This is a genomic window from Nocardioides psychrotolerans, from assembly GCF_900113685.1.
In the GTDB taxonomy this organism is placed as follows: Bacteria; Actinomycetota; Actinomycetes; order Propionibacteriales; family Nocardioidaceae; genus Nocardioides; species Nocardioides psychrotolerans.
The window spans coordinates 98,872-123,870 of sequence record NZ_FOQG01000007.1 but is presented as its reverse complement, the minus strand read 5'-3'; the positions used below and the strand labels follow the sequence as shown (position 1 = coordinate 123,870).

The 24,999-nt window shown below is 69.3% G+C and carries 25 protein-coding genes and 1 pseudogene; 14 read left to right on the top strand and 12 right to left on the bottom strand.

Going from position 1 to position 24,999, the window contains the following annotated elements:
• Positions 1-16: 16 nt before the first annotated feature.
• Entirely contained in the window at positions 17-1,204 is a 1,188-nt protein-coding gene (gene glgA / locus BM204_RS10525; RefSeq protein WP_174812997.1) for a glycogen synthase, read from the bottom strand.
• A 41-nt stretch (positions 1,205-1,245) separates the two neighbouring features.
• Between glgA and glgC the strand changes: the two genes are divergently transcribed.
• Positions 1,246-2,487 (top strand): glucose-1-phosphate adenylyltransferase, encoded by a 1,242-nt coding sequence (gene glgC, locus BM204_RS10520; RefSeq protein ID WP_091112896.1) that lies wholly within the window; start codon positions 1,246-1,248, stop codon positions 2,485-2,487.
• Here the strand turns inward: glgC and BM204_RS10515 are convergent.
• Positions 2,484-3,083 (bottom strand): mismatch-specific DNA-glycosylase, encoded by a 600-nt coding sequence (locus BM204_RS10515; RefSeq protein WP_091112893.1) that lies wholly within the window; start codon positions 3,081-3,083, stop codon positions 2,484-2,486. The genes glgC and BM204_RS10515 overlap by 4 nt on opposite strands.
• 49 nt (positions 3,084-3,132) lie before the next feature.
• Between BM204_RS10515 and BM204_RS10510 the strand changes: the two genes are divergently transcribed.
• Positions 3,133-3,654: a hypothetical protein gene (locus BM204_RS10510; protein WP_091112892.1), complete on the top strand. Its 522-nt coding sequence runs from the start codon at positions 3,133-3,135 to the stop codon at positions 3,652-3,654.
• Here BM204_RS10510 and BM204_RS23250 read toward each other — a convergent pair.
• From BM204_RS23250 to BM204_RS10495, 3 genes are read right to left on the bottom strand one after another with little or no spacing between them, the layout of a single operon-like run.
• Positions 3,651-4,904 (bottom strand): phosphodiester glycosidase family protein, encoded by a 1,254-nt coding sequence (locus BM204_RS23250; protein ID WP_091112889.1) that lies wholly within the window; start codon positions 4,902-4,904, stop codon positions 3,651-3,653. The two genes, BM204_RS10510 and BM204_RS23250, sit on opposite strands and share 4 nt — an antisense overlap.
• 18 nt (positions 4,905-4,922) lie before the next feature.
• Entirely contained in the window at positions 4,923-6,500 is a 1,578-nt protein-coding gene (locus BM204_RS10500; protein WP_091112888.1) for an alpha/beta hydrolase, read from the bottom strand.
• Between the two features lie 60 nt (positions 6,501-6,560).
• Positions 6,561-7,469, bottom strand: a complete 909-nt coding sequence (locus BM204_RS10495) for a matrixin family metalloprotease (RefSeq protein WP_091112886.1) — start codon at positions 7,467-7,469, stop codon at positions 6,561-6,563.
• A gap of 68 nt (positions 7,470-7,537) precedes the next feature.
• On the opposite strand from BM204_RS10495, the gene BM204_RS10490 reads away from it, so the two are divergent.
• Together BM204_RS10490 and BM204_RS10485 are read left to right on the top strand one after the other, a co-directional pair.
• Complete coding sequence (locus BM204_RS10490) at positions 7,538-8,722, top strand: site-specific DNA-methyltransferase (protein ID WP_091112883.1); 1,185 nt, start codon at positions 7,538-7,540, stop codon at positions 8,720-8,722.
• 178 nt (positions 8,723-8,900) lie between these two features.
• Entirely contained in the window at positions 8,901-9,641 is a 741-nt protein-coding gene (locus BM204_RS10485) for a DUF2332 domain-containing protein (RefSeq protein WP_143099719.1), read from the top strand.
• A 62-nt stretch (positions 9,642-9,703) separates the two neighbouring features.
• Here the strand turns inward: BM204_RS10485 and BM204_RS10480 are convergent, their stop codons facing one another.
• Positions 9,704-10,558 (bottom strand): alpha/beta fold hydrolase, encoded by an 855-nt coding sequence (locus BM204_RS10480; RefSeq protein WP_091112878.1) that lies wholly within the window; start codon positions 10,556-10,558, stop codon positions 9,704-9,706.
• A 209-nt stretch (positions 10,559-10,767) separates the two neighbouring features.
• On the opposite strand from BM204_RS10480, the gene BM204_RS10475 reads away from it, so the two are divergent.
• The 5 genes from BM204_RS10475 to BM204_RS10455 all read left to right on the top strand — a co-directional run bounded on the left by BM204_RS10475 (position 10,768) and on the right by BM204_RS10455 (position 14,042).
• Positions 10,768-11,691: an ornithine cyclodeaminase family protein gene (locus BM204_RS10475; protein ID WP_091112875.1), complete on the top strand. Its 924-nt coding sequence runs from the start codon at positions 10,768-10,770 to the stop codon at positions 11,689-11,691.
• A gap of 184 nt (positions 11,692-11,875) precedes the next feature.
• Positions 11,876-12,268: a VOC family protein gene (locus BM204_RS10470; RefSeq protein ID WP_143099718.1), complete on the top strand. Its 393-nt coding sequence runs from the start codon at positions 11,876-11,878 to the stop codon at positions 12,266-12,268.
• Positions 12,269-12,510: 242 nt separating this feature from the next.
• Positions 12,511-12,963 (top strand): helix-turn-helix domain-containing protein, encoded by a 453-nt coding sequence (locus BM204_RS10465; RefSeq protein WP_218031168.1) that lies wholly within the window; start codon positions 12,511-12,513, stop codon positions 12,961-12,963.
• A 36-nt stretch (positions 12,964-12,999) separates the two neighbouring features.
• The gene (locus BM204_RS10460) at positions 13,000-13,425 is read left to right on the top strand and encodes a VOC family protein (RefSeq protein WP_091112871.1); all 426 of its coding nucleotides are present in this window, start codon (positions 13,000-13,002) and stop codon (positions 13,423-13,425) included.
• The gene (locus tag BM204_RS10455) at positions 13,422-14,042 is read left to right on the top strand and encodes a maleylpyruvate isomerase family mycothiol-dependent enzyme (protein ID WP_091112868.1); all 621 of its coding nucleotides are present in this window, start codon (positions 13,422-13,424) and stop codon (positions 14,040-14,042) included. Before BM204_RS10460 ends, BM204_RS10455 begins: the two co-directional genes overlap by 4 nt.
• A gap of 138 nt (positions 14,043-14,180) precedes the next feature.
• On the opposite strand, the gene BM204_RS10450 is transcribed toward BM204_RS10455, so the two are convergent.
• The gene (locus BM204_RS10450) at positions 14,181-15,254 is read right to left on the bottom strand and encodes a questin oxidase family protein (protein ID WP_174812998.1); all 1,074 of its coding nucleotides are present in this window, start codon (positions 15,252-15,254) and stop codon (positions 14,181-14,183) included.
• Between the two features lie 62 nt (positions 15,255-15,316).
• Here BM204_RS10450 and soxR point away from each other — a divergent pair.
• Both soxR and BM204_RS10440 read left to right on the top strand, forming a co-directional pair.
• A pseudogene (soxR, locus tag BM204_RS10445) lies at positions 15,317-15,694 on the top strand (redox-sensitive transcriptional activator SoxR); the annotation flags it as partial.
• A 171-nt stretch (positions 15,695-15,865) separates the two neighbouring features.
• On the top strand, positions 15,866-16,666 hold the full coding sequence (locus BM204_RS10440) for a VOC family protein (RefSeq protein WP_256215640.1): 801 nt from the start codon (positions 15,866-15,868) through the stop codon (positions 16,664-16,666).
• Between the two features lie 210 nt (positions 16,667-16,876).
• On the opposite strand, the gene BM204_RS23530 is transcribed toward BM204_RS10440, so the two are convergent.
• Complete coding sequence (locus tag BM204_RS23530) at positions 16,877-17,509, bottom strand: maleylpyruvate isomerase N-terminal domain-containing protein (RefSeq protein WP_091112867.1); 633 nt, start codon at positions 17,507-17,509, stop codon at positions 16,877-16,879.
• A 198-nt stretch (positions 17,510-17,707) separates the two neighbouring features.
• Between BM204_RS23530 and BM204_RS10430 the strand changes: the two genes are divergently transcribed.
• Positions 17,708-18,577 (top strand): GNAT family N-acetyltransferase, encoded by an 870-nt coding sequence (locus tag BM204_RS10430; protein ID WP_170259105.1) that lies wholly within the window; start codon positions 17,708-17,710, stop codon positions 18,575-18,577.
• A 92-nt stretch (positions 18,578-18,669) separates the two neighbouring features.
• Here BM204_RS10430 and BM204_RS10425 read toward each other — a convergent pair whose 3' ends face one another.
• Both BM204_RS10425 and BM204_RS10420 read right to left on the bottom strand, forming a co-directional pair.
• Entirely contained in the window at positions 18,670-19,449 is a 780-nt protein-coding gene (locus BM204_RS10425) for an SDR family NAD(P)-dependent oxidoreductase (RefSeq protein WP_091112863.1), read from the bottom strand.
• Between the two features lie 321 nt (positions 19,450-19,770).
• Positions 19,771-19,989 (bottom strand): helix-turn-helix domain-containing protein, encoded by a 219-nt coding sequence (locus BM204_RS10420; RefSeq protein WP_091112859.1) that lies wholly within the window; start codon positions 19,987-19,989, stop codon positions 19,771-19,773.
• A gap of 308 nt (positions 19,990-20,297) precedes the next feature.
• Here BM204_RS10420 and BM204_RS22650 point away from each other — a divergent pair, with 308 nt between their 5' ends.
• Together BM204_RS22650 and BM204_RS22645 are read left to right on the top strand one after the other, a co-directional pair.
• Complete coding sequence (locus tag BM204_RS22650; RefSeq protein ID WP_170259106.1) at positions 20,298-21,125, top strand: hypothetical protein; 828 nt, start codon at positions 20,298-20,300, stop codon at positions 21,123-21,125.
• Position 21,126: 1 nt separating this feature from the next.
• Positions 21,127-21,660 (top strand): RNA polymerase sigma factor, encoded by a 534-nt coding sequence (locus tag BM204_RS22645; RefSeq protein WP_170259107.1) that lies wholly within the window; start codon positions 21,127-21,129, stop codon positions 21,658-21,660.
• A gap of 102 nt (positions 21,661-21,762) precedes the next feature.
• Here BM204_RS22645 and BM204_RS10405 read toward each other — a convergent pair whose 3' ends face one another.
• Positions 21,763-23,859, bottom strand: a complete 2,097-nt coding sequence (locus tag BM204_RS10405) for a tyrosine-type recombinase/integrase (RefSeq protein ID WP_218031169.1) — start codon at positions 23,857-23,859, stop codon at positions 21,763-21,765.
• Complete coding sequence (locus BM204_RS10400) at positions 23,856-24,983, bottom strand: tyrosine-type recombinase/integrase (protein WP_218031170.1); 1,128 nt, start codon at positions 24,981-24,983, stop codon at positions 23,856-23,858. The genes BM204_RS10405 and BM204_RS10400 overlap by 4 nt, the downstream gene beginning before the upstream one ends.
• Between the last annotated feature and the right edge of the window lie 16 nt (positions 24,984-24,999).

The following is a 24,999-nucleotide window of genomic DNA, read 5'->3' as shown; positions in this document are numbered from 1 at the left end:
CGACTCAGGCCGCGGCTCAGAGCACCGAGCGGTAGATCTCCACGGTGCGCTCGGCGATCGCCGGCCAGCCGAAGGAATCGACGGCCCGTTGCCGACCCGCGACCCCCATCGCGGCTGCCCGCGTCGGATCGGCCACGACCTCGTTGAGCGCGGCGGCGAAGTCGCGCACGTAGCCCTCGGGATCCAGTGGCGTGCCCGTGCCGTCCGTAGCCTGCTCGATGGGCACCAGCAGGCCGGTCTGGCCCGGCACGACGACCTCCGGGATCCCGCCGGTGGCGGTGGCGACGACGGCGGTCTCGCAGGCCATCGCCTCGAGGTTGACGATGCCGAGCGGCTCGTAGATCGACGGGCACGCGAAGGCGGTGGCGCCCGTCAGCAGCGCCATGACGTCGGGGCGCGGCAGCATCTCGCGGATCCACACCACGCCCGAGCGCCCGGCGGCGAGCTCCGCCACCAGGACCTCCACCTCCGCAGCGATCTCGGGGGTGTCGGGCGCGCCGGCGCAGAGCACGATCTGCACCTCCGGCGGCAGCTGCGCGACCGCGCGCAGGAAGAACGGCAGCCCCTTCTGGCGGGTGACCCGACCGACGAAGACGACCGAGGGCCGGTCCGGGTCGACGCCGAGCTCGCGCACCCGGTCGGGCGCGACGATCGGCGACCACTGCTCGGTGTCGATGCCGTTGTGCACCACCTGCACCTTCGCCGGGTCGATCGCGGGGTAGGAGGCCAGCACGTCGTCGCGCATCGCCGCCGAGACGGCGATCACCGCGGCGGCCGCCTCGTAGGACGTCCGCTCGACCCACGACGACACGGCGTAGCCACCGCCGAGCTGCTCGGCCTTCCACGGCCTCAGCGGCTCCAGCGAGTGCGCCGAGACGACGTGGGGGATGCCGTGCAGGAGGGACGCGACGTGGCCGGCCAGGTTGGCATACCAGGTGTGCGAGTGCACGAGGTCGGCCCCGCCGACCGCGTCGGCGATGGCCAGGTCGACCCCGAGCGTCTGGAGCGCGGTGTTGGCGCCGGCGAGCTCGACCAGGTCGGGGTAGGACGACGTACCGGCCTCGGAGCGCGGCCCACCGAAGGCGTGCACCCGGGCATCGACATCGGCGCGGGCGCGCAACGCCCGGACCAGCTCGGTCACATGGACGCCGGCCCCTCCGTAGACGGACGGCGGATACTCCTTGGACACCACGTCGACGCGCACGACGCTCACCCTAGGCCCCGGCCTCCGGCTAGGGTCGCGCCATGACTGGAGCGTCGCGCAAGAAGGTCCTGGCCATCGTCCTCGCGGGTGGGGAGGGCAAGCGGTTGATGCCCCTCACCGCCGACCGCGCCAAGCCCGCCGTGCCCTTCGCCGGCATCTACCGGTTGATCGACTTCGCGCTCTCCAACGTGGTCAACTCGGGTTACCTCCAGGTCGTCGTGCTCACGCAGTACAAGTCGCACAGCCTCGACCGTCACGTCACCCAGACCTGGCGCATGTCGACGATGCTCGGCAACTACGTCACGCCCGTGCCGGCGCAGCAGCGCGTGGGCAAGCACTGGTACCTCGGCAGCGCCGACGCGATCTTCCAGTCCCTCAACCTGCTCAAGGACGAGAAGCCCGACATCGTGGTCGTGGTCGGCGCCGACCACGTCTACCGCATGGACTTCTCGCAGATGGTCCAGCAGCACGTCGAGAGCGATGCGACCTGCACTGTCGCTGCGATCCGCCAGCCGATCGGGCTCGCCGACCAGTTCGGCGTCATTGACGTGCACCCGGACGACCCGTCGCGGATCCGCGAGTTCCTCGAGAAGCCGACCGATCCGATCGGCCTGCCCGACAGCCCCGGGGAGGTCCTCGCCTCGATGGGCAACTACGTCTTCGACGCCGATGCCCTCATCGACGCCGTCACCCGCGACGCGACGACCGCCGGCTCCAAGCACGACATGGGCGGCGACATCGTCCCGTCGTTCGTGCGCCGCAACCTGGCCGGCGTCTACGACTACAAGGACAACGTGGTCCCCGGCGCCACCGACCGCGACCGGGGCTACTGGCGCGACGTCGGGACGCTCGGCTCCTACTACGCCGCCCAGATGGACGTCGTCTCGCCGCTGCCGGTCTTCAACCTCTACAACTTCGAGTGGCCCATCTACACCTCCTACGGCCCCCAGCCCCCGGCCAAGGTCGTGCAGGGCGCGGACGGCGTCGACTCGACGGTCGACGAGGCACTGCTCTCCCCGGGTGTCGTGGTCAGCGGCGCGACGGTGAAGCGGTCGGTGCTCTCCCCGGGCGTGCGGGTGGAGCCCGGTGCCGTCGTCGAGGGCTCGGTCCTGCTCAACGGTGTGCGCATCGGCGCCGGAGCCGTCGTGCGCAACGCGATCCTCGACAAGAACGTCGTCGTGCCGCCCGGCGGCCAGCTCGGCGTGGACCCCGCGGCCGACCTGGCTCGCGGGTTCGTCGTCGAGGACGGGCTCACCGTGCTCGGCAAGGACCAGGAGTTCTAGGTCGGTCCGAGGATCCCCGCGGCCCGGGCCGGTGCCGCGTAGGCCTCGGCGAGCGACGCGACGGTCTCGTGCGCGTTGAGCCCGCTGGGGTTGGGCACGACCCACAGCTCGGCCCCCTCGAACGGCTCCGGCTGCCGCCCGAGCACGGCCTTGGGCACGCCGAACGCTGTGCGGTAGGCCGTGATGCCGGCGACGGCCACCACCGCGGGCGTCGTACGTCGGACCAGTGCGGCGAGTGCCTCCCCGCCCTCGCGCAGCTCCTCCCTCGACAGCTCCGAGGCGCGGGCGGTGGCGCGGCGCACGAGGTTGCTGATCCCGACGCCTCGCGCGCGCAGGTAGTCACGGTCCTCCTCGCTCATCCCGGCCGCGGGGTCGATCGGCCGCTCGAGCACGCCCGCGAGGAGCAGCGCGGGGTAGAACCGGTTGACGGGGTGGGCGAAGTGGGTGTTGGTCGCGGCGGTCCACAGGCCGGGGTTGATGCCGACGAAAAGCAGCCGCAGCCCCTGGTCGTCGTCATCGGGCAGGAGGTCGGGCACCTCCGCGTCGCGGAAGGACTCCAGCTCGGCGCGGGTGAAGGAGCGGCGGCGTTCGGTCACCGGCCCAGCCTGCCGGAACCCCCCTCACCCCGGTAACGTCCCAACCATCATGAGACGGACACTCGGACCCCTCCTGCTTCTGCCCCTCCTGCTCGCCGGTTGCGGGGAGGAGGGCACCGGCTCAGCCACGGACGACGCGACGTCGACACCGTCGGCCTCGAGCGCCCCGACCACCCCGGCACCCACGGACGGCGGGGCCGACGACGGGACCGACGACGGCGCGACCGTGCTCGGCCTGGTGCACGAGACCAACGCCGGCGGCACGGTGTCGGACACACTGACGCCGATCGACGGCGACGGGTTGCTCGACTTCCTGACCCAGCTCGACTCCTCGAGCCTCAGCGAGCAGGTGATGACGATCGCCGAGGACAACCCGCCGGCCGACGGTCACCGCTTGATGGCCGCGGTCGTGGCGCTGGGCTGCGACGTGCCTCCGGGCGTGACGGTGACCGGCGCGCCCGACGACAGCGGGACCTGGACGGTGACCCCTGACAAGGTCACCGCGCCCCTGCAGGAGTGCCTCGCTCCGGTGACGACCATCGCGGTCGTCGACGTGCCGAGCCAGGGCTAGGGCGCGGAGTAGGTCACCTCGAGAGCATTGGCGACCGAGCGCTGGAAGCCGTCGGACGGGCTGTTGACCACGCCGATCGACCCGTTGGGCCGGCGCGCGACCATGGTCGTGGAGCCGCCGCCGTCGAGGTTGAGCGCCTCGTTGGCGCCGAGGTCCTGCATCATCTCGGCGAGCTCGACCATCGTGTAGCCGCGGCTGAAGCTCTGCCGCCCGTCGATCGCGAGCAGGAGCACCTCGCCGGTGTCGCGGTCGATGCCGATCGCCGTGCGGGGGTGCATCTCCCGGTCGTTGATGACCTCGAAGACGCCGTTGCGGATCAGGAACTTGTTGCCGGTGATCGCGACCTGCGGCCGCCCCTGGAGCCAGCCCTCGACGTCGACCTTCGCGCCCTTGGCGAGTCCCGCGAGCCGCCGGGCACCCTCGCCGCGCCCCACCAGCAGGTTGCCCCGGATGACGGTGTTGCTCGGCAGCTTGTTCTTGGTCTCGACGACGCGGTCGTTGACGACGCGCACCATCCGGACCTGCCTGGTCTGCCCGCCGGTCCACCGGTAGCCCGCGCTCGCACCCCACCCAGGTGTGTAGACGCCGATGCCGCCGCGGCGTACCTCGGGGGAGTTGACGTTGGTGATCTTCAGGTGGGGGCGGAACCTGACCGCTGCCTTCAGCGGCAGGTAGCCGATGTCGGGTCGCCCGGCCCTGTCCAGCCAGAAGGCGGAGTTCCACCCGCCGCGCGGTGCGTGGAGCAGCCCGCGCTGGCGGTCCTGACCGAGGCCGAGGGGGGCCCCGGTGTCGCCGATGTCGAAGAAGTCGCCGTTGACACCGGCGATCGCCTTGTTGTGGGCGAGGATGTCGCTGACCTGGTCCGTACGACGGACGGCCCCGGCCGACGCGTAGTCGAGCCGCAGGCCGGGGGTGCTCAGGTCGATCGCGAGCAGATGAGCCCGGATCGGGCCGCGCGCGTCGGTCTGGCTCCAGGTGGTGTAGCTGACACCGGGCGAGACGACCCACCTCGACGAGGGCCCCACACGGGTCGAGAGTCGCCGGACCAGCGGTGACATCGGCGCCGCGATCGCGCCGCGGACCCGGTCGGAGGTCTGCGGGAGACGGGCCTGGCTCAGGCGTTGGGCGAAGCGTTGGTCGGGGCGCAGGTCGGTGCCGTCGTCTGGGGGACCGTCGGCCTGGACCGGCGGAGCCGCGAGAAGAGCGCAGACCAGCACCAGGCCTGCGATCCGGGGAAGTCGGGTACGCATCCAGCCCAGGGTAAAGAGTCAGCGGCCCACAACGGGGAGGTGCACGACCGTGTCGTCGATGACCACGGCACCCGGGGTCCGCGAGCCCATCGTGACGAACGTGTCGCTGACGGGCGAGACCAGGAGGTAGAGCGTCTGCCCCGCGGGCACGTCGATCGCGACCGACGGCAGCGTCACACGCCGGGCCAAGCCCGAGACGGGGAGGCGCTCGTTCAGCGGCAGCACGTTGTTCTGGACGAGGTGGGCATCGAGCGGCGAGGTGCCGACGGCCAGCCCGTAGAACGCCCGGTTGTTGACGCCCAGTGCCGTGACCTTGCCGGTGAGGTAGGACGAGCCGGCGATCCGGATCGGGCCCTCGGCGACCGCGTAGGGGATCGGCGCACCGGCCGGTCCCTCGGTCGTGGCGACCGTGCCGACGTCGTACGTCGTGGTGGGGGCGACCGACGAGACGGTCGTGCAGGTGTTGTCGGGGGTGGCGAGGTGGATCTTGCCGAAGCCGCCGAGGCTGCTGGGCTTGCGCTGCAGGACCTTGTCGAAGAACTTCACGGTGAGCGCGCGGAAGTCGCCGCCGCCGAGCCTGCGACTGCACGGGTCGGAGGTGACGTCGACACCCTGGGGAAGGACAGCGGGGAGCACGTGACCGCCGTTGTAGCCCACGAAGATGCTCTGCTTGCGGGCCCGAGGGGTGATCGCGCGCTGCCAGTTGGCCAGCCCCTGCTGGAGCGGGAAGAGCGAGTCGGTCGTGCCCTGGCCGAGCAGGACCGGGATGTCGAGGCGGCGACCGGCGTCGACGTGGTGCTTCGGGCCGTTCTTGGCGAAGAACGTCACGAGGTCCTCCGTGCCGGGGATCGACCCGTCGGGCCAGGTGCCGGTAGCGGCGCCCTCGACGAGCGCCTTGTAGACACGCTCGGGCAGCGCCTGGGTCGGCAGCGCCGCAGCGCTGAGTGCGAGCGCCCACGCGGTCCGCACCACGCCCTCGGGCGCGAGGCTCTGCGACACGTCGTGCCAGGTGATCTCCGGTGCGAGCGCGTCGAAGACCGGCTTGCCCTTGAGGCGCAGCGACTCGAAGGCGCCGAGGAACTGGTAGCCCCCGCCATAGCTGCCGCCGATCGCGCCGAGGCGCGGGTCGCCGGGGGCGTCCTGCTGCACCCAGCGGAGCCTGCTGACCAACCGCACGAGCGCGCGGACGTCCTGGCCCTCGAAGTCGGGGTTCTCGACGTGGGCCTTGCCGCCCGAGGCGCCGAAGCCGCGCTGGTCGAAGGACAGCACGCCGTAGCCGGCTCGCGTGAGGCTGGCGAAGTCGGCGGGGTCGGTGGTGCGCGAGCCGCCCCAGCCGTGCGAGTGGATGACCATCGGGACACGCTTCGCGGAGGTCGCCGAGGCCGGCTTGAAGATCGAGTAGCAGATCTTCACCGGGGCGCCGCCCTTCGTCTCCGGGACGCTTGAGAGGCAGCCGTTGGTGACCGCGACGCCGGACCTCGCGGACGAGGCGGCCGGGGACGCGACCGTCGCGGTCGGTACGGCGGCCAGGGTGGCGGCGAGCAGCGTGGCACCGAGCGGCAGGACTCCGAAGCGCAGGGCGAGGCGTGACGTCATGCCGGGATCAACTCGCCGGAGAGACGAAGGTCACGCCCTGTGACCACCGTCACCCGGGGCTCATCCACAGGGCGCGTCGCCGACGAGCGCGAGCCCGCGCAGGTCGCCCCGGCCGAACCGGGTGACCTCGGTGGTGCGGTACATCAGCTGTGAGGGATCGTCGACGTGGTCGAGCCCGACCAGGTGCGCGAGCTCGTGCAGCACGATCGCGCGCTGCTGCTCCTCGGCGCCGCGGAAGCGCTCGATCTGCTCGAACGCCTCGCTGTCGAGGACGACGCGGCCGGTGACGTAGCGCGTCAGGACCCCGTCGCTGGTCGAGATCGGCCCGGCGAGGCCGGCGACGTCGCCTTTCAGCCCCGGGACCTCGTCGGACGTGGCCCACCCGATGAGCACCGGTCGCGGGTCGATGCCGGCTCGGAAGCGCTCGTCGAAGGCGCGGTCGTCGGTGACGCCCTCGTCCTCGAAGACCAGCCCCGTGGCCCTGCTGATCGTCGCGACGGCGTCGCCCACGAGCGACTCCCAGCTGTCGGGCGCCCCGGCCGGGTTGACCTCGTAGGCGATCGGGCGGCAAGGGTCCCAGCCGATCGGGTCGTCGGTGCCCGGTCGCGTGGAGAGGAAGCGGTAGGCGCCGGAGCTCCCGCCGTCGACCGCGGCACCGAGTCGGTCGTCGAGCCCGAGCAGGTTGCGCAGCTGGTAGGCGCCGGGCACCACGTTGAGCAGCAGCAGCGCGCCGATGAGCGACAGCGTGACCCCGATCGTCACGAACGTACGACGGCGCTCACCCGGGGCGCGTCCGCGTCGCACCGCCGGGGCACGGCGCGGGCGGCGAGGTGGTCGTCGTACGCGCTGGCGGCGGAGGCGGGTGACCTGACCGCCGTCGGGGCCCTCGTCGGTGGTCTCGAGGGCTCGGATCTGGCGCAGCAGGTCACGCTCCCACTCACGCTGCGCGCGACGCTCGGACCACCCCACGTCAGAACTCTACGCAGCGACCCGCACCCAGGACGGCCTGGCCGTCGTCCGCGCCGTAGGGTGCGGCCGTGGAGTGGCCGGAGCAGGGGAACGCCTTCGTGGCCGGCGACAACCTCGACGTGCTACCGCTGCTGGCGCCCGCGAGCGTCGACCTGGTCTACATCGACCCGCCCTACAACACCGGCAACGAGTTCGCCTACCGCGACGACATCCGTGGCGTCGGCGGGGCGAGCCGCCACCAGGCGTGGGTGGCGATGATGCGGCCGCGGCTGGTGGCCGCCCGCGACGTGCTCGCCCCGACGGGAGCGATCTTCGTCAGCATCGACGACAACGAGGCTGCCCACCTGCGGCTGCTCATGGACGACGTCTTCGGTGAGGCCCAGCTGCTGGCACAGGTGGTGGTCAACCTCAACCCGAAGGGACGCCAGCTGGGCAAGGGTTTCGCGACCAGCCATGAGTACCTCCTCGCCTATGCCCGGGATGCGCGTGCCTGCGTGCTCGACGCGAGCACGACCGACACCGTCAACGAGCACGACTTCCCGCTGACCGACGTCGACGGCAGGCGGTTCCGGCACCTGCCGCTGAGGAACACGAACAAGAAGTTCAACCCCGCGACGGCCCGCACGTTGCACTTCTCGGTGTGGGGCGACCCGGAGTCGGGGGCCGTGCGCACGCTGCCGTTCGAGGGCGCCGTTGAGATCGCCCCCGTCTTCGGCGACGGCACCTCTGCGGTCTGGCGCTGGAGCCGGCCCCGCATCGACGAGCGCCCTGACGACCTGGTGTGCCGCACCATCAAGGGGGTGCGCGGCGAGCGGGTCGACGTCTTCCAGAAGGACTGGCTGCACCGCGACGTTCCCGGGGGGCGCCGCAAGAAGCTGCGCACGATCTGGCTGGCCGACGAGATCGGCTCGACCGACAGCGCGGTCGTCGAGCTCAAGGAGATCCTCGGTCACGTCTTCGAGTCACCCAAGCCGACCGGGCTCCTGCGGCGCATCCTCGCCACCATGCCCGACGACGCGCGGGTGCTCGATTTCTTCGCCGGCAGCGGTACGACGGGCCACGCGGTCGCGCTCGCCAACGCCGAGGACGGGGGGCGCCGCACGTGCCTGTCGGTGAACTCGACCGAACCGACCCGGGTCGGCTCCAACGCCCAGCTCGCCGGCTACGCCACCGTCGCCGACATCACCCGCGCCCGGCTGGCGGCGGTCGACGCGCTGCTCGGTGGCGGGTTCGTCGACCTGACGCCCGTCTAGGACCCCTCACTGGCTGTGTCCCCATCGACCGCAGTGCGGGCCGGCGTCTACCGGATCTGGCCGATGAGCGGACGGCGTTTGAAGGTCGAGCCATGCGTCCCGAAAGCCGATCCGCTTGCGAACACCTCACGACCTGGGGCATGTCCTCCATCCTTCGAGGCCTGCCTATCGTGATCGCGTGGCTGACTGGACTGGCGTGGGGCGGGATACGGCTGAGTTGTATCTGGGGATGGCCGTGCATGAGTTGCATGGGGTGTCGCCGTCGTATGACTGGCCTCACTGCCCCAGCCGCTCGCTCTGGTCGAAAGTCGGAGCCAGCGCAGGGCTGTGTCTGTACCCCAACCGGTACAGCTACCGCTATGCAACGAGCCTGGGCGAGCATCGGCTTGGCGAAAGCGAGATCTTTCTGTCCTGCGAGGTGACCGGACCGGTCCCGCTGCCCGGCCAGCTACCCGAGGTGGTCTGGCGGGCCGGACTCGACCTGAACCCGTTGCAGGCCAACCGTGACGACGACCGCCGCTGGCTGGCCTCGCTTGTCTGGCCTGAACAGATCGACCGCGCCGAACGCCTGGACCGGGCACTTGACCTGGTCGCCGCGGACCCGCCCCGACTCGACGCCGGTGACCTCCTCATCGACCTTCCCGGGCTGCTCGCGGACGCACCCTCGGATGCGACGTTGGTTGTCTTCCACTCCGCAGTGTTGGCCTACCTTGATCAAGAGCAGCGCAGTCGGTTCACCGATGTCATGCGCGCTGTGAAGAGAATCCGCGACATTCACTGGGTGTCGAACGAGGCTCCCGGCGTCATCCGTGGCGCCGACCTAAATCCGAGACCTCGTGGCCGGTTCATCCTCGCGCACGACCGGGTGCCTGTTGCCGTGACCGGACCACATGGCCACAGCCTCGCCTGGCTTCCATAGCTCACAGTCGCAGTTGGGGATCGACTACGGGACCACCGGAGATGCCGTCGAGCGGGCGACCGCTATTCCTCGTGCACCACCGAGGGCGCTCGACCGAGCACACGTCCAGGCCAGGTCGCAAGGGATTCCTCGACGCGGTCAAGCCATTCCGCGGTGATCGCGGTGAAGAGACGAGGTTGCTCGATCTGCAAGTTGTGTCCGGCCCGATCGAGGACCGCGAAGCTCGCTCTCGGGTAGTGCTCCAAGAGTGACCACACATCGCGGTAGCCGGTTGAGGCGTCTTGTCGACCAGACACGATCGCTGTTGGCACCATGATCGGTTCCGCGTCCTCGGGATCGTCGGAGAGCACCCATTGCTGCTGGATGCGGTCCAGCGCTGCCTGATCGGCGATCTCGAGTCCGACGACGATCTCATCTTGGGTGCGGCGGTAGGTCTCGTGGGTCTGGACCACGGCGACATCGTCGAAGTCCGAACCTTGCATGTCTCCCAGGGCGGGGTCACGAACGAGCACGGTGTGCAGCGGAACGTCCCGATCGGCGTGTAGTACGGCGCGGCCGATCGGGCAGACGAGAGCGAGTCCGGCAACCTGGTGCCGACGGCGCCGCGTGATCGCCCGAGCAAGGTAGCCGCCGTAAGACTCGCCGATGACGAGTAAGGGCCCATCCCCGACGTGCTCGTCCACATACACCTCGAGGGAGGCGAGCATGTCGTCCGATGACGCGACGGAGCCGGCGGGTGTGGCGCCCATGCCGGGCATATCGGGATAGAGCCGACGGTACGGGTGGGTTCGAGCTGCAAACACCGGTTCGAGGCATCCGGTCATCAACCGGTGGTCCGGCGTCCATCCATGCAGGGCAAGGACGGCGAGACCGTCAGTCGGTCCGAACTCGGTGTGATGCAGAGCAACGGTCGTCATGAGACCAGTCCACCACTCACGACCCACAGCCAAGCGAGCGACGCTCGCTCAGGCTGCGCGCTCACCGACCTTGCTGGGTTCAGCCCTGCGAGTGCGTCTCGCAGAGCGATCCGCTCTTGGCGATAGTTTGAGCTTCACGGCGGGCGCCTGCTCGCTTCGCTCAGCGTGGTGCTTGACCTCAAGCGCACTTCACTTGCAATGGTGAGTCCATGATGATCCTGACCGACGACGATGTGTGTGCAGCATCGGCCGCAATGGTGGTGGCCGCCGCGCGGGAGGCTCTCCTGCAGGCCGGTCGCGGTGAACTCATCGCCCCTCCGCGCGCACGCGCCGAACTGGGCAGCGTGGATTATGTCTTCACCGTAGGCGGTCTCCCAGACGGCACGAGCGGATTCCGCGCCTACCGAGCCGGCCACCCGGCTGGGGATCAGTTGGTGGCCGTGTGGAACGCAAGCGGCCAGCTGACCGGCCTGGTGGTGGGCGATGAACTCGGCGCTCGGCGTACCGGGGCCCTCGGCGCCGTCGCCGTCGATCTCCTGGCTCGACCCGAAGCAGACACCGCCGGGGTTGTCGGCACCGGTCGGCAGGCCTGGGCGCAGTTGTGGGCCCTTACGGCCGTCCGAGAGCTGAGACAGGTTCGCGTGTACAGCCCGGACCAACAACACCGACGGGACTTCGCTGCCCGCGCCCGCGAAGAACTCGGGCTCATGGTCTGGCCATCCGAAGACGCAGCATCGGCCGTCTGCGATGCCGGGATCGTCATTCTCGCCACCAGATCCACCACTCCTGTCATCGACGTCACCGACATCGCAGTCGGCGCCCACGTCACTACCGTCGGCCCCAAGTTCGCCGACCGCCACGAGATGCCCTCCGGCCTCGTCGCCGCGGCCGCACTCGTCACATGCGATTCGCCGGCACAAGCTGCCGCGTATCCCGAACCGTTCTTCACCGGATCAACACCGCTGGTCTCGCTAGCTGACGTTCTGCTCGGTACATCGAACGGGCGTCGACACAGCGACGACATCACCGTGCACTGCTCCGTCGGATTGGCCGGCTCTGAAGTTCTTCTCGCGCAACGTCTGCTCACTCAGAAGCGCGACGAAGACGGGCCGCTGACCAGTACGCCCCGCTGAGGGATCGACGACCGGAACGCCCTTCGGCTTGCGGGACGCTTGTCGGAGCGCAGCCTGTGGGCAAACGTCCGGGGCGGATCACTCCGACCGCAACGCGGCGCTCTAGGCGCGGCAGCACAGCAGCGCCCCCGCGACGGAAGCGACTCCGTGACCGGGCGTGACTCTGGCCGCTAGATTGCAGGACATGTTTGCTTCAGGGTTCGTCAACCTCTACACAAACGACATCGAAGCCGGTCTCAAGTTCTACCGAGATCTGCTCGGGTTCGAAGAAACGTTCCGGACACCCAAGGACGGGGTCCCCGAGCATGTAGAACTCAGACTCGATGGGTTTGCCATCGGGCTGGGTACGGTCGAAGCCGCCAAGAACGTGCACGGAGTCGATGCCACACCCGGGCAACCAGCCATGGTGCTGGTCATCTGGACGGACGACGTCGACGCGGCCTTCGACAAGCTGAACTCCGCGGGAACTCCCGTCCTCCAGTCGCCGCACGACGTAGCGAATGACAACCGCAGCGCGCTACTCCGCGATCCCGACCGGAACCTCGTCGAGCTGGTGGCCAAGGTAGTGGCCGCCTGACCCATCTGGCCCGCGCATGCTCAGTCACACGGCGGCCGGGACCTGCGGCGGACCGCCCGCTCTTTGCCGCGGACAGCGTGTTCCTGTACGGATCCCTTATCGGGGTCGGCGATGGTATGCGGTCCAGGATGAGGGCCTTGGGCGACCGCCACAATGTCAAAGGTCGCGCTCCGTCCGTGGGCTCATGCGCCGTCGCAGCCCGGCCGCGGGCCGAGTCAGGGTTGACCGGCATACTCGGATCCGTGGGCCATCACCCAATCGAGCGCCACCTGTTGCGCGCCAAGGACCTCGCCGACCGCCACTACGGCCAGTCTATCGACGTGGCGGCGATGGCGGACGCCGCCGGGCTGAGCCGGTCGCACTTCAGCCGGGCGTTTCGAGCCGCCTTCGGCCTTTCGCCGCACGTTTACCTGCTCACCCGGCGCCTCGAGCGGGCCGCCGCGCTGCTGCGGAACACCGACCACCGCGTCGCGGACATCTGCGTCGAGGTGGGGCTGACCAGCGTGGGCTCGTTCACCACCAGCTTCAAGCGGATGTTCGGCAGTACGCCGACCGCCTACCGCGCCGACTTCCCGCCCGCAAGCGCGCGAACGGTGCTGCCGAGCTGCGTGGTGCGGTTCTACGGCCGGCCCGGGCACGTGCCCGAGCAGAAGGGCGCACGAATCGAGAAGACGAACTCGGCGTGTGGTCTCTAGCGTTGCTGTCACCAGACCGGAAGCAGAGGAGACCCGATGATCAAGTTAAGCGGCGCGCAGGTGTGGGTTCACGACCAGAACGAAGCGCTCGCGTTTTACACCGAGAAGCTCGGCATGGAGCTGCGCCAGGACGTCACCGTGCCGGAGATGGGCGACTTCCGTTGGCTCACCGTGGGATTGCCCGGCCAGGAGACCGAGGTCGTGTTGATGGCGATCCCGGGGCCGCCGATGATCGACGAGGCGGTCCGTGAGGAGATCCGCGCGCTGATGGCCAAGGGATTCGCGCAGACGCTTTTCCTGACCACCGGCGACTGCCAGAAGTCCTACGAGGAGCTCACTGCCCGTGGCGTGGAGTTCACCGAGGAGCCCGAGGAGCGGCCGTACGGGGTCGATGCCGGCTTCCGCGACCCGTCGGGCAACTCCTTCCGGCTCACCCAGGCCCTGCCGGTGGAGTCTGCATGACGGATATCGAGTCCGTGTACGCCGCCGAGCGCGACTTGTTGGTTGGCCAGCTCCGTGGCCTGACGGACGCGGAATGGGCGAGCCCCAGCCTGTGTGACGGCTGGTCGGTGAGGGACGTGGCTGCGCACCTGCTGATGCCCTACGGGTTGAGCTTCCGAGGCTTTGTGGTCGGACTGCTTCGGGCGCGGTTTAGGTTCGACCGGTTCGCCGATCGGTGGGCTCGCGCCGACATACGCACCGGCCCCCAGCTGGTTGAGGCGATCGCCGCCACCACGGCGAGCGGGTTCAACGTGCCCGGCGCAGGAGAGACCGCGCCCCTGAGCCACCTGTTCTTGCATGCACAGGACATCCGCGAGCCGCTGGACCTTCCTGCCGAAGCCACCCGCGAAGGCGGCCGTCGAGTGCTTGACGACCTCACGCACGGCAAGCGTGCGGTCGACCCGGCCAGGACCGAGGGACTGCACCTGATGGCGACCGACATCGACTGGTCGACGGGGCTGGGTGGTCCTACCGTCACTGGCCCGGCTGCGGTGTTGGCCAACGCGCTGATGAACCGCAGTGCTTCCGCGGTCCGCCTGGAGGGCAGCGGTGCCGACAGGTTCCGCTCCCGATTCTGATCGACGCTCCGTCGTCCAACGGACCTCGCCGGACCTCCCTGCAAGGGGAACCCGCCACGGCGACGTCCGGAAAATTGTGGGAACCAGCCGCCGTCGTCCCGCAGGGGATCGGCCAGCGGGATTCGTCGCGGCGTCGTGTCATTCGTCGTAGTCGACGGGAGCGATGAGGTAGCTGGCGCGTGCGCCAGCGGTCAGTGCGTGGTTGTTGCCGCGGTGGTGGGACTCCAGTGCTACCTCGATGAATTTGATGGCGTGCTCGTCGCCGGTGGCGATGGCGCGAGCGGTGACATCCTGGGGTGTGACCGTCTGCCGCTCGCTGCTACCGGCCGGGGGCGGCGGGGTGGACGGTCGGTAGATGGCGCTGATGGCGGCGGTGACGGCCCAGGCCGCGTCGTACGTCGGCGCCCACAGGCGTTCGGGCAGGGCGGGGAGCACCAGGCGGGCGGCGCGCGGCGCCGTCGCGGCGTGCACGAGCATGATCGGATTGCCATGGGCCCAGCGCTGGTATCGAGTGACGGCCTCGTCGACGAGGTCGTCCAGGGCGGCCGGCACCTGTCCGGGCTGGGGTGCACCGCGTAGCCGCGCCACGGTGTCGGGCCATGACGGCGTCCTCGCGAGGTCGCTGAGTCGGGTGCGGATGCCACCGCTGCTGCTGATGACGGGGACGGCGTCCAGGGCGGTCGCGAAGTCAGCGTCTCCGTGCGGGCTCGGATGGTCGGGCAGTGGTTGGTGGCGGGCCGCCCAGTAACCCAGTGCCTGGGCGAGCTCGGCGCGGCGGGGTGGGGTGGGCAGCTCGAGCAGAGCGCGCACGGCGTGCCCGGTCCTGATCAGGCCGTGGGCGGCGGAGGCGACTGCTCCGTCCAGCAGCCGGGGCCACCACCGGGCCAGGACGTCGCGCCATGGCTCCTCGCGGAGCTGGCGGTCGAAGAGCGCGCACCAGTCCCCGAGCCGAGAGGGGTCACCGATCACCTCCCGCCAGTCGGCCTCCTCGATGTCCCACCGAGGAGCTGGCGCCTCGTCCAGGCGACGGGCGTAGCCATCGAGCCACGCCTCGACATCCTCGCCACAGCCGAGCCGGATCAAGGCGTCAGCGGCCATCGGGCCGTGGTTGGACAGCCATCCCTCGAACTCAGGTCCGGTGGCGTGCATCCGCGTGTAGGTCTCGTCGAGCACGTCGGCGTCACGGGTCGAGGGGCTCGTGGAATCGCTCATCACCGAAGTACACAACATGAAGCGCACTTCAGGTCAAGGGGCTAAGGGGCGATGATGGTGTCATGGCTGCAGACGACGAGGGGCTGAGCGTGAGTCAGGTCGCCGACCGCGCCGGCCTCACCCCGGCGACGCTGAGATACTACGAACGGCTGGGTCTGGTCAGCGCGACCCGCACGACGGGCAACCAGCGCCGCTTCCCCCGCCACGTCCTGCGCCGGCTGGCCCTCGTGGCCGCGGGCCAGCGGGTTGGGCTGTCCCTGCTGCAGGTTCACGACCTCCTCGCACAGCTGCCGGCCGACCGCGCGCCGTCCCACCAGGACTGGACCCGCCTGGCCGGTCCCTGGCGCGAGCTGGTCGCGGCCCGGGTCCGTGAGCTCCAAGCCCTGCAGGACTCTCTGGACGAGTGCCTGGGCTGCGGGTGCCTCTCCCTGACCCGATGCGCGCTGTTCAACACCGACGACGCAGCCGCCGCCGAGGGACCCGGGTCCCGATGGCTGCGCAGGACCAACTCTCAGAGCCCACTCGCACCCACGCCCGCGGCGACCGCCCCACCGGACCAGCAGATGCGGGAGCCGTTCCCCCTTCCTGCACGAGGACCCGCAACAGGATCCATGACCGGGATGAGTCGCCCCGATGCCTTCTGGCTATTGCACGTCGGCGTCACCCATGCCATGGAAACCGGTCGCCCGGCTCGGCGACCGTCCTATGGTGCAGAGGTGACTTCGCGACTGCAAGCGGTGACCTTCGACGTCGCCGATGCGCCCGCAATCGCGGCGTTCTGGGCCGGGCTGCTCGATCGGGATGTCCTCGTAGAGTCCGGCGGCGCGCTGGTGCCGGGCGACGAGAGGCAGGTCGGGCTCAGGTTCGTCGCCTCCGACACCGAGCAGGTCGGGCCGCGACGACTACATCTACACCTGACCAGCAACAGCCTGGAGGACCAGCAGCGGACCGTCGAGACGGTGCTCCGTCTAGGCGGCCGCCACATCGAGGTGGGCCAAGCGCCCGATGACCCCTTCGTCGTGCTCGCCGACCCGGGTGGCAACGAGCTCTGTGTGATCGCACCGGGCAACAACTTCCTGGCGGACACCGGCTACCTCGGCGAGGTCACTTGTGACGGAACCAGGGACGTCGGCCTGTTCTGGCGCGACGCACTGGCTTGGCCGCTGGTGTGGGACGAGAACGAGGAGACCGCCATCCACTCGCCGCTCGGCGGCACCAAGGTCTCGTGGGGCGGCCCGCCGGTCGAACCCAAGCACGGACCGAACCGGCAGCGCTTCGACCTTGTCACCGATGACCCCCGCACCGAGGTGGAGTGGCTCATCTCGCTCGGTGCCATCCGACTTGGCGACCTGGCTGACGGTGTCGAGCTGGCCGACCCGGACGGCAACGAATTCAGCCTCCAGGCAGGCTGACCTCAAGGCAGCGACTTCTGGGCTGCTCTTCTGGCCTATGAGGCGGTGACCGGAACGGGATCCCGCTACGGCGATCCGCGCGGTGACGGGACGCCTCTATCCCACTCGCCGACAAGCGTCCCGCAGCCGGTTCGGTTCGTGGGACGCCCGGATCTGATAGAGCGCGATCGCGTATGGATACGAGGACGGCACCTCGTGCCACGCACTGCACTATCCCCAAGGGTCGAGTGTCAATTCGGATGGCAGCGGGGCGCGGCCCGCGAGCCAGGCCATCAGGTCCCGGCGATGAAGGGGATCTCCAAGTCGCTCGGACACAGTGCTCAGCAGTACGTCGAGGTCCCAAGCGACGTAGCGTTCCGACCAGTTCGCTGGCTCGTAGCCAAGCCCAAGGTCTACGTGGTGCATCTCGATCTCGCGCAGGCGGTGGGCCGGACATCCTCGGGGCCCGTATCTCGTGTGACCGAGCATAAGAGTATTCGGCCAGCCCGCTGCGGAGGACTCCGAGAAGAGGTCCTCAAGTCGCCTTTGACTTGCTTCGAGGTCGGCGAGGACCTCGGCGGCAGGGCGACCCGCACCTTCATTGATCTCCTGCGATCGTTGCTCACCGCCCCCTTCGTACTTCGGCACGTCCTTGCCGAGCAGCGCCCCGTGAAGTCGGCGTGAGTGCCCATCCGCGTTCCGCGCGAGGTGGGTGAGGACATGTCCCACGCTCCACGTGGGGAGGCGACTGGGACTCGCGCTCTGGTGGTCCGTCAGGCCCGCCGTCGTCTCGACAAGTCGCTGGTAGGCGGCTCGGCACAGGTCGGCCGCCCTGTCAGGGTCCGATTCCAAGTCGATCGCCACAGGACTTGAGTATCACGGCACGACGCAAAGGCCGTGACCATGGCGGGAGAGCGCGCGGGCATACGGCTGAGCGCGTGCGTGCCCCACACATGGATCCCTCGGCGGCCACTCTGTTTGTCGCACTCGCTCCTTTGTGTGGCCGGTGCGCGCACCAAGACCGTTGGTGAACAACGACCGCCGCGTGATGAGGTATCGGACATGGCCGTCTCGGTGAAGGAAGTCAGAGTGACAGGGCCGGATGCCGTCACGCTAGCGACGTCCCTGCTTCAACGTGCTCGTCTGGCCGACCCTCTGGCCGGCATGTGGGAGGCCGCCGACGTGCAGTGGTGGTGGCGCAAACCGCAGCAGTCCGACGAGATCGATCAGCTCTTCTGGCTCGACGACGACGGGCCTATCGCCGGTGTCCTCCTGACGAGCTCGGCCGACAACTCGTGGCAGTGCGACCCGGTCGTTGTCCCAGGTGCGTCGGGCCACGAGCCTGACGACGTGTGGGGTCGAGCGCTGGAGCATGCTGCGGAACACGCGTCGGCGGGTTTCGACGTTCCCGTCAGCGACGACGACGTCTTCGTAGAGGTTGCTCAGCGATCCGGCCTCACACCTGCCGACCGCGACAGCACCGGTTGGATGGACGCCGCCGATCGGCCGGCCGTCTCGGTGCCCGCAAACGGATTCACTCTCGTGGACCGCACGCAGCGCCTCGACGTCCCGCATCACATGCGGCACCGAAGCGGAAACGTGGTGAAGGAACGCCTCGAGCAGTGCTCGCTCTACGACCCGGCCCTCGACCTCGTGGTCGAGTCCGCTGACGGGCGGGTCGCCGGCTACTCGTTGTACTGGTTCGACCCAACGACCAAAGTAGGACTCGTTGAGCCCGTCAGGGTGGAGGACGAGTTCCAACGTCGCGGTCTGGCGACCGCAATGCTGACCGCTGGGATCGATCGCCTAGTCGCGAGAGGTGCCGAGCGGGTGAAGATCTCCTACGGGAGCCAAGCAGCCGCCGGCGCGTATCAGGGTGTCGGCTTCCGGCCCACGTCCACCGCCACCTGGTACCGACAGTCGGCCGGGTGAGTCATAAAGGCGCGCGGACGCCGAGGTCGCGCACACTGCCACCGGTCAGCATCCTTGAGCGGCGACCGGCATTGCACTCTTCGGTGTTGGGCTCAGTGAACGGAGAACCCGCCATCGACGAAGATCGACTGCCCCGTGACGTAGGCCGAGGCGCGGCTCGCCAGGAACACCGCTGCGCCCGCGAAATCCTCGGCCAGACCGTTACGGCCCACCATCGTGCGCGCAGCCAGCGCCGCTATCTTCTCAGGGTCAGACGACAACCGCGCGTTGAGCGGCGTCATCACGAACCCCGGCACGAGCGTGTTGCAGGTGACGCCATACGGCGACCATGCCTCGGCCTGTGAACGGGCCAGCGACTCCAACGCCCCCTTGGAGACGCCGTAGGCGCCGCTCTGGACGAACGCCCGATGCGCCTGCTGGGAGGTGATGTGAATGATCCGCCCGAAGCCCCGTTCGGCCATGCCGGGCCCGAACCGCTGTCCCAGCAGGTAGGGCGCCTCCAGGTTCACCGCCATGGTGGTGTCCCACACATCCTCGTCCAGCTCGCCCATCGTCGGCCGCAGATTGACCCCGGCGCAGTTGACGAGAATGTCGGGCTCCCCGAACGCCTCGGCTGCCTCATCGGCCGCCGCGCGCAAACCCTCGCGGGTACTCAGGTCGGCACTCACCCAAGCCGCCTGGCAGCCGTGGGCTGCCAGCTCGCCCACCGTAGCGGCCAACTCGGACTCCCTGCGCGCCACGACCAAGACACTCGCCCCTGCGCACGCGAGCGCCCTGGCGATGGCCCGGCCGATGCCGGAACTTCCCCCGGTCACCACCGCGACCCGGCCGTCCAGCGAGAACAGTTCCGAGAGGTAGGCCTGCGGGGTCATGCCAGCACCATAAACGCCGCGCCCACAGCGATAGCTCGACGGACGGCACCATCCAGGTCTAGGTAGCTGTTCACATTTAGTTCGAAGCGGCCTCGAGGCACTCTTGACCTGACCCATCAGTTCAAGGCCCACGCCCCGGGTCCTGTTCAGACCACCAATGTCGCGACGAGCTTCGGGGCGCGTCGTGGCTGCGACGGAGGGCCGGGGCGGCGCGAGGACCGGAAGCCGAACCGCTATCGGCACTGGATGGCTCAGTCAACACCCGAAGGCGCCGGCGTCCCGGTGAGGTGTCCGATGCGGGACAACCGGTGCCAGGGGCGGTCAGCGCCTCGGTGGTGTCGCCGCGACACCAGCCTTGGCCGCGATCCGCTGGCGTTCGATGGCTCGGTAGACCGTTGAGCGACCTACACCGAACAACTCGGCCACCTCGAGGGTGCTGTACTCGCCGCTGTGCACCAGGGACACCAGGTGTGCCTCCTGCTTGCGGCTGAGCTTGGGCTGCTTCCCGCGCAACCGTCCCTTCGCCTTGGCGACCTTCATCCCCTCCACCGTGCGGAGCCGGATCAGGTCGGACTCGATTATGTGGACAGTCCTGGCCCGTCAAGCCGCATGACAGGACGGCGCCGTTTTCGATTGTGGAGTGTGGCGGGTCGTGGTCAGAGTTCACCGGTCCAGGCGTGCGCGGAACGCGTCAGTGCCTGGGCACTCTTGTGGGCTAATGGCTTGGGCTTACCTTCGTTGCGACTCTTGATGGAGGTCGAGAGCTCGGTCGCCGCAACTCGGACTGGGCGACGATGTAACGCTCGGACATGTAGAGGTGAACCTGGCCTCGACCTGCTGGAGGATTCATGCGCGCGACACCGTGGACCGAAGAGCACGATCGGCTGATGCTGGACGCCGCCCCACAGGTGCCTGAGTCATCAGACGTCGATCTTGCACGCGTCTGGAACCGTGTGGCCGGCGCGATGGAGGGCGATAGCCAGCCGCGTCGCCGAAAGGCCCGCATCGTGGTCGGCGCCCTCGTCGGCGCCGTGGTTCTCGGTACGTCAGGTATCGCGGCTGCTGAGTTGTATTCGGCCTACACCGGCCAAGGGCCCGTGGACGCCGAGGATCTCCGTCTGGGTGGGCCAGGCGAGCGCCTCGACCCCGCAGCTCCTGACTACGGGCAGATCGTGGCGCAGGAGACCGCAGACATCCCGTTCCCCAGCCTCGAGTCGCGCGAGTTCGCGGTCCAGGCCCAGGTCCACGACGCGCGATTCGCGGTGCCTGGCTCCGAGCGTCTGTCCGTGGGCGCCCTCCGGGCGTGGGTGGCCGATGCGGCACTGTGCGCGTGGTCGAACGAGTGGGCCGCTGCGACCCGAGACGACAAAGCGGCCGATCGCGCCGAGGCCATCGGCATGGTCCAGCAGGCACCGACATGGCCTGCTGTCGTCGCCATTGACCCTGATCCCTACAGCCGGATGGAGACCCAGGACGTCACTGACGAGAAGGGTGTCACGCGCACCGAGCGCTATCGCGACGAGAGCCAGTTCTACTACGTGGGCGCTCTGGGGAGGGCCGTTCAAGGACGCAACCTGGACGCCGTGGCAGCCCTGTTGGCCGAGAACAATGGCTATTGCCGGCCAGAGCTCGTACCTGACATCCCGAGGGCTTACGCACTATTCGCGGAGCACTGACATGGGGCGCGCCATCACGACAACTGACTTCGAGGAGCTCTACGACGCCACTGTCCGCGACGTCCTGGCCTACGCGCGACGCCGCACCTCCCGGGATGGCGAGGACCTCGTCGCCGAGGTGTACGCCGTGGCGTGGCGCCGCCGCTCAGACCTGCCGGCCCCCATGCTGCGACGGGCCTGGCTGTTCGGTGTTGCCCGCAACCTCCTCAAGGCAGACGGCCGCCAGCACCGACGCGAAGGTGAACTGGTCAGCGAACTCGCGGCACGTCCCGAGCCCGCATCCCAGTTGACGTCAAGCGACCGAACCGCACGCGTCATGGGCGAGGCGCTCGAGCGCCTCGCGCCGACCGACAGGGAGATCCTGCGGCTCGCCGCTTGGGAGAGCCTCACCCCGGCAGAGCTCGCGGTCGCCCTCGGTATACGACCCGGAACGGCGCGGGTGCGCCTACACCGTGCGCGCCAGGCTCTCGCATCGGACCCCGAGGTCCGAGCCCTCGTCCAGGAGCCCGACCAATCGTTTTTAACAACGAGCTAGCGCGGACCCTGGCGCTGGCACCAGGCGCTCGTCAGCACGATGTCCCGTACACACGGGCTCGGTGCAATGCAATTGCGGGCTTACCGACACAGGCAGCAAGCGTCAGGTCAGGTCGTGGAGGAGCTGCTCTAGGCGTCGTTTGGTGGCTTCGTGCCGCTCGATCTCGCGTGGCCAATTGCGGGCGGTGGCATCGTCGATGAGCTGCTGCTCCACGTCAAGGCGTGCACGGAGGCGGGGTGTGTAGTCGCTGGTGGTGAGGAACTTCGAGCAGGTCAGCACGAGGTCGCATTCGCAGGGACCTTCTGCCGGGGTGCGCAGGCAGTGGCCGAGTTCGAGTTCGGTCTTGAGGAAGTTGGTCTGCACCCAGGAAACGGCTTCGGGGTCGAGGCGGTGCTCACGGAGGGCGTCGGCGGCCGGGCCGGCGAGTGTGACGTCGGGTCCGAGGTGGCGGTCGAGGGCGTCTTGGTACTGCTGTTTGACGGTCGGGTCGGACAGGGTCGCGTAGATGATCGACATGTTCGGGGTCCGGTGGCCGAGCACGGCCATGATCGTCTGGATGCGGGCTCCGCCTTCGGCGAGCTGGGTGCCGATGGTGTGCCGGAATCGGTGCGCGGTGATCGTTGCTTTGCCGGCCGAGTCGACCAGGCCGGCGGCGGTGCAGGCTTCGGCAAGGGCCATGTCGAACAGCAGCGACTTGGACAGCAGCTTGCCGCGCACCACGAAGATGTGCTGAACCTCCCGGGCGGCGCTGGAATCCCAGCGGCGACGACCGCCCGTGCAGCGGGCCGGGTCGATCAGCGGCTGCAGCGCCTCGGCGGCCTGTGGGTGCAGCGGGATGCTGCGTTCGGCGTAGCCCTTGCCGACCGGGATCCGCAGCCGCGGGTGCCCGTCGGGATAGGTGTCGAGGCAGTCCACGGCCAGTCGGCGGATCTCGTCGCGACGGGCGCCGCTCCACCGGGCCACGATCAGCGCCGCCCGCTGATAGGAGTTGGGCAGCTGCTCTACGGCGGTCATCAGTTTGCCGAGCTCGTGGTCGGGGATGAACCGCGGCAGCGGCTTGGGGATCTTCGGGATGTCGCCGCGGGTGAACAGCACCCGTGCCGGGACGTCGTCCCAGCCCCAGGCGGCGGTCTCGGTCACGAACCGGGTGATCAGCGTGACCACGCTGCGCCGGTAGCTGATGCTCAACGGGGCGCCGGTCTGTTGGTTGGTCTGCGTGCCGAGCCAGCGCAAGAACTCTTCGGCGTGCTCGCGGTGCAGGTCGGCCAGGCTGTCCATCTCCGGATACGCCCCGCCCATCCAGGTCACCAGGCGGCGCAGCGCGTCCCGGGCGTGGCGCACGGTCTGTGGCCGATCCAGGTTCGCGTCCATGTGTAGGCGCAGGTAGCGCTCGACGACGGCGCGAATCTTCGGCGGCGCGTCCGGCGGGGCGAGCCGGTCCACCCAGCTGCCCGCAGTGACGCGTCCGGTCGGCGGGCGGTCGACCTGGCTGAGGTCGAAGAGCAGCACGTGCACCGCGTGCAAGCGAGCGATCGCCGAACGCAGGTACCCGTCGGCGACCACGGCCGGAGGTCGCTCGACTGGCGCACGGGAGTAGAACTCCCGCACCGGGTCCAGACGCAGCCGGGCGGTGAACGCGTCGATCGCGGCGCGGAGCTTGTCAAGGTCGTCCACACCGAGCGCGGTCAGGTCCGGGTCGCCGCGGTGCAGCAGCATCCGGCCCAGCGGCCAGACCAGCTGCGTGCGCGCCGTGGCGTAGCCGAGCTCGGTGAGTCGGGCGACGTGCCGGTCGAACAGGCCGGCGTCCACGCCGAGGCCGCCGTGGCGGGCCTGGAGCTTGAACGGGCTGGTGAACGTCCGGGCGAGGAGCACCGGGTAGTCCAGGCCGACGCCGTGCACCAGCGACAGGTAGGTCAGGTAGGGCATGATCACGCTCGCGCCGCCGTGCGGATGCTGCCCGCGAACGCAGTTCTCCTTGTCCAGCAGGCGTTGTCGCAGCGGCGCATCGAACCAGTCGGCCAGCACCGGCCACTGTTCGACGAACCGGTCGTAGTTCTTCATCCGATCCCAGCGCGACGCGTAACTGGTGCAGTGCTGATCGACCCATCCCTGGTAGGTGGCCCGGTCGGCGTGCACCCGCGGCACCACCACCGGTTCTGGTGCCGCGGTCAGGTGCCGCGCGGGACCGGGCGTGGTCACGACCGGTCCCGAAGCGCTTGGTCATAGTCGGCGAGGACCTGCTCGTCCGAGACCCGGGTGTAGATGCGGACCGACTCCGGCGAGGCGTGCCCGAGCCGCTTCTGCAAGGCCAGCTCCCGCATTCCGCCTTCCCACATCGCGGTCGCGTGGGTGTGGCGCAGCGCGTGCGGTGTCTTGTCCGGGGACCGGATACCGAGTCGGTCCAGGCGGCGGGCGAAGCCGCGCGCCACGGCCTGGTAGCTCAGCGGCTCGCACCGGCGCGCGCCTGTGCCGCCGACCAGGAACACGAACGGGCTCTCCGCATCGAGTGGGCGTTCATGCAGCACGTACCGGTTGACCGCGTCGAGCGTGCGCGACTCATGCAGGTCCACGACGCGCTCGTGGCGTGCCTTCGCTCTGGCGCCACGAGGGTGGTCATCGCGCTTGCGGATCGTGACGCGACGGCGACCGTAGGAGATGTCGTCGAGCTGCAGGCACAACACCTCGCCCGGGCGCAGTCCGCCGTCGAGCATCAGCAAGAAGATCGCCAGGTCGCGCATCGTCGTCAGGCTGGCCAGCAGCGCGTCGATGTCTTCGGGGCTCATCGGCCTCGGCAACCGCAGCGGTAGCCGGACCCGCACCGTGCGGCGGATCGGCTGCTGACGGCTCGCGGCGCCCACGAAGGGCTGGTGACGCTCCGGCACGCGGCCCAGTGCGTGGTCGATCCGCCGCTGCATCGGGTTCTCCCCGGTGGTGTACTTCTCGGCCGCGATCGCCCAGTCGAAAAAGCTCGACGTCGCGGCAAGCGCACGTTGCACCGTCGCCGGCGACAGCAGCCGGCCCTGTTCGGTCGCCACCGTCAGCCCGAGTCGCTGCGCCGGCCGTCGCGACGGCACCCGTCGTAGGTAGCCGAGGAACTCCAGCGCGGTCGCCGGACGGAAGTCCTTCCAGCCCAGGCACCGATCGTTCAGGAACAGCGCCAGGTGTCGCAGGTCGTAGCCGTAGGCGCACACCGTGTTTGGGCTGTACCCCGCGTCGAACAGGTGGGAGAGGAACCGGTTGACCAGCGCCACCTCGTCACCGGCGTCGTCGACCAGCATCACCCGACGAACGATGCCGCCCTCGCGCTCCTTGACCACCCGCACACCGGCCTCCCTCGCC

What these genes read in the sequence shown, in the direction of transcription:
- glgC (WP_091112896.1), top strand. Translation starts at nt 1,246, where the DNA reads ATGACTGGAGCGTCGCGCAAGAAGGTCCTGGCCATCGTCCTCGCGGGT.
- BM204_RS10510 (WP_091112892.1), top strand. Translation starts at nt 3,133, where the DNA reads ATGAGACGGACACTCGGACCCCTCCTGCTTCTGCCCCTCCTGCTCGCC.
- BM204_RS23250 (WP_091112889.1), bottom strand. Translation starts at nt 4,904, where the DNA reads ATGCGTACCCGACTTCCCCGGATCGCAGGCCTGGTGCTGGTCTGCGCT.
- BM204_RS10500 (WP_091112888.1), bottom strand. Translation starts at nt 6,500, where the DNA reads ATGACGTCACGCCTCGCCCTGCGCTTCGGAGTCCTGCCGCTCGGTGCC.
- BM204_RS10480 (WP_091112878.1), bottom strand. Translation starts at nt 10,558, where the DNA reads ATGACGACCGTTGCTCTGCATCACACCGAGTTCGGACCGACTGACGGT.
- BM204_RS10475 (WP_091112875.1), top strand. Translation starts at nt 10,768, where the DNA reads ATGATGATCCTGACCGACGACGATGTGTGTGCAGCATCGGCCGCAATG.
- BM204_RS10470 (WP_143099718.1), top strand. Translation starts at nt 11,876, where the DNA reads ATGTTTGCTTCAGGGTTCGTCAACCTCTACACAAACGACATCGAAGCC.
- BM204_RS10460 (WP_091112871.1), top strand. Translation starts at nt 13,000, where the DNA reads ATGATCAAGTTAAGCGGCGCGCAGGTGTGGGTTCACGACCAGAACGAA.
- BM204_RS10455 (WP_091112868.1), top strand. Translation starts at nt 13,422, where the DNA reads ATGACGGATATCGAGTCCGTGTACGCCGCCGAGCGCGACTTGTTGGTT.
- BM204_RS10450 (WP_174812998.1), bottom strand. Translation starts at nt 15,254, where the DNA reads ATGAGCGATTCCACGAGCCCCTCGACCCGTGACGCCGACGTGCTCGAC.
- BM204_RS10440 (WP_256215640.1), top strand. Translation starts at nt 15,866, where the DNA reads ATGACCGGGATGAGTCGCCCCGATGCCTTCTGGCTATTGCACGTCGGC.
- BM204_RS10430 (WP_170259105.1), top strand. Translation starts at nt 17,708, where the DNA reads ATGGCCGTCTCGGTGAAGGAAGTCAGAGTGACAGGGCCGGATGCCGTC.
- BM204_RS10425 (WP_091112863.1), bottom strand. Translation starts at nt 19,449, where the DNA reads ATGACCCCGCAGGCCTACCTCTCGGAACTGTTCTCGCTGGACGGCCGG.
- BM204_RS10420 (WP_091112859.1), bottom strand. Translation starts at nt 19,989, where the DNA reads ATGAAGGTCGCCAAGGCGAAGGGACGGTTGCGCGGGAAGCAGCCCAAG.
- BM204_RS22650 (WP_170259106.1), top strand. Translation starts at nt 20,298, where the DNA reads ATGCGCGCGACACCGTGGACCGAAGAGCACGATCGGCTGATGCTGGAC.
- BM204_RS22645 (WP_170259107.1), top strand. Translation starts at nt 21,127, where the DNA reads ATGGGGCGCGCCATCACGACAACTGACTTCGAGGAGCTCTACGACGCC.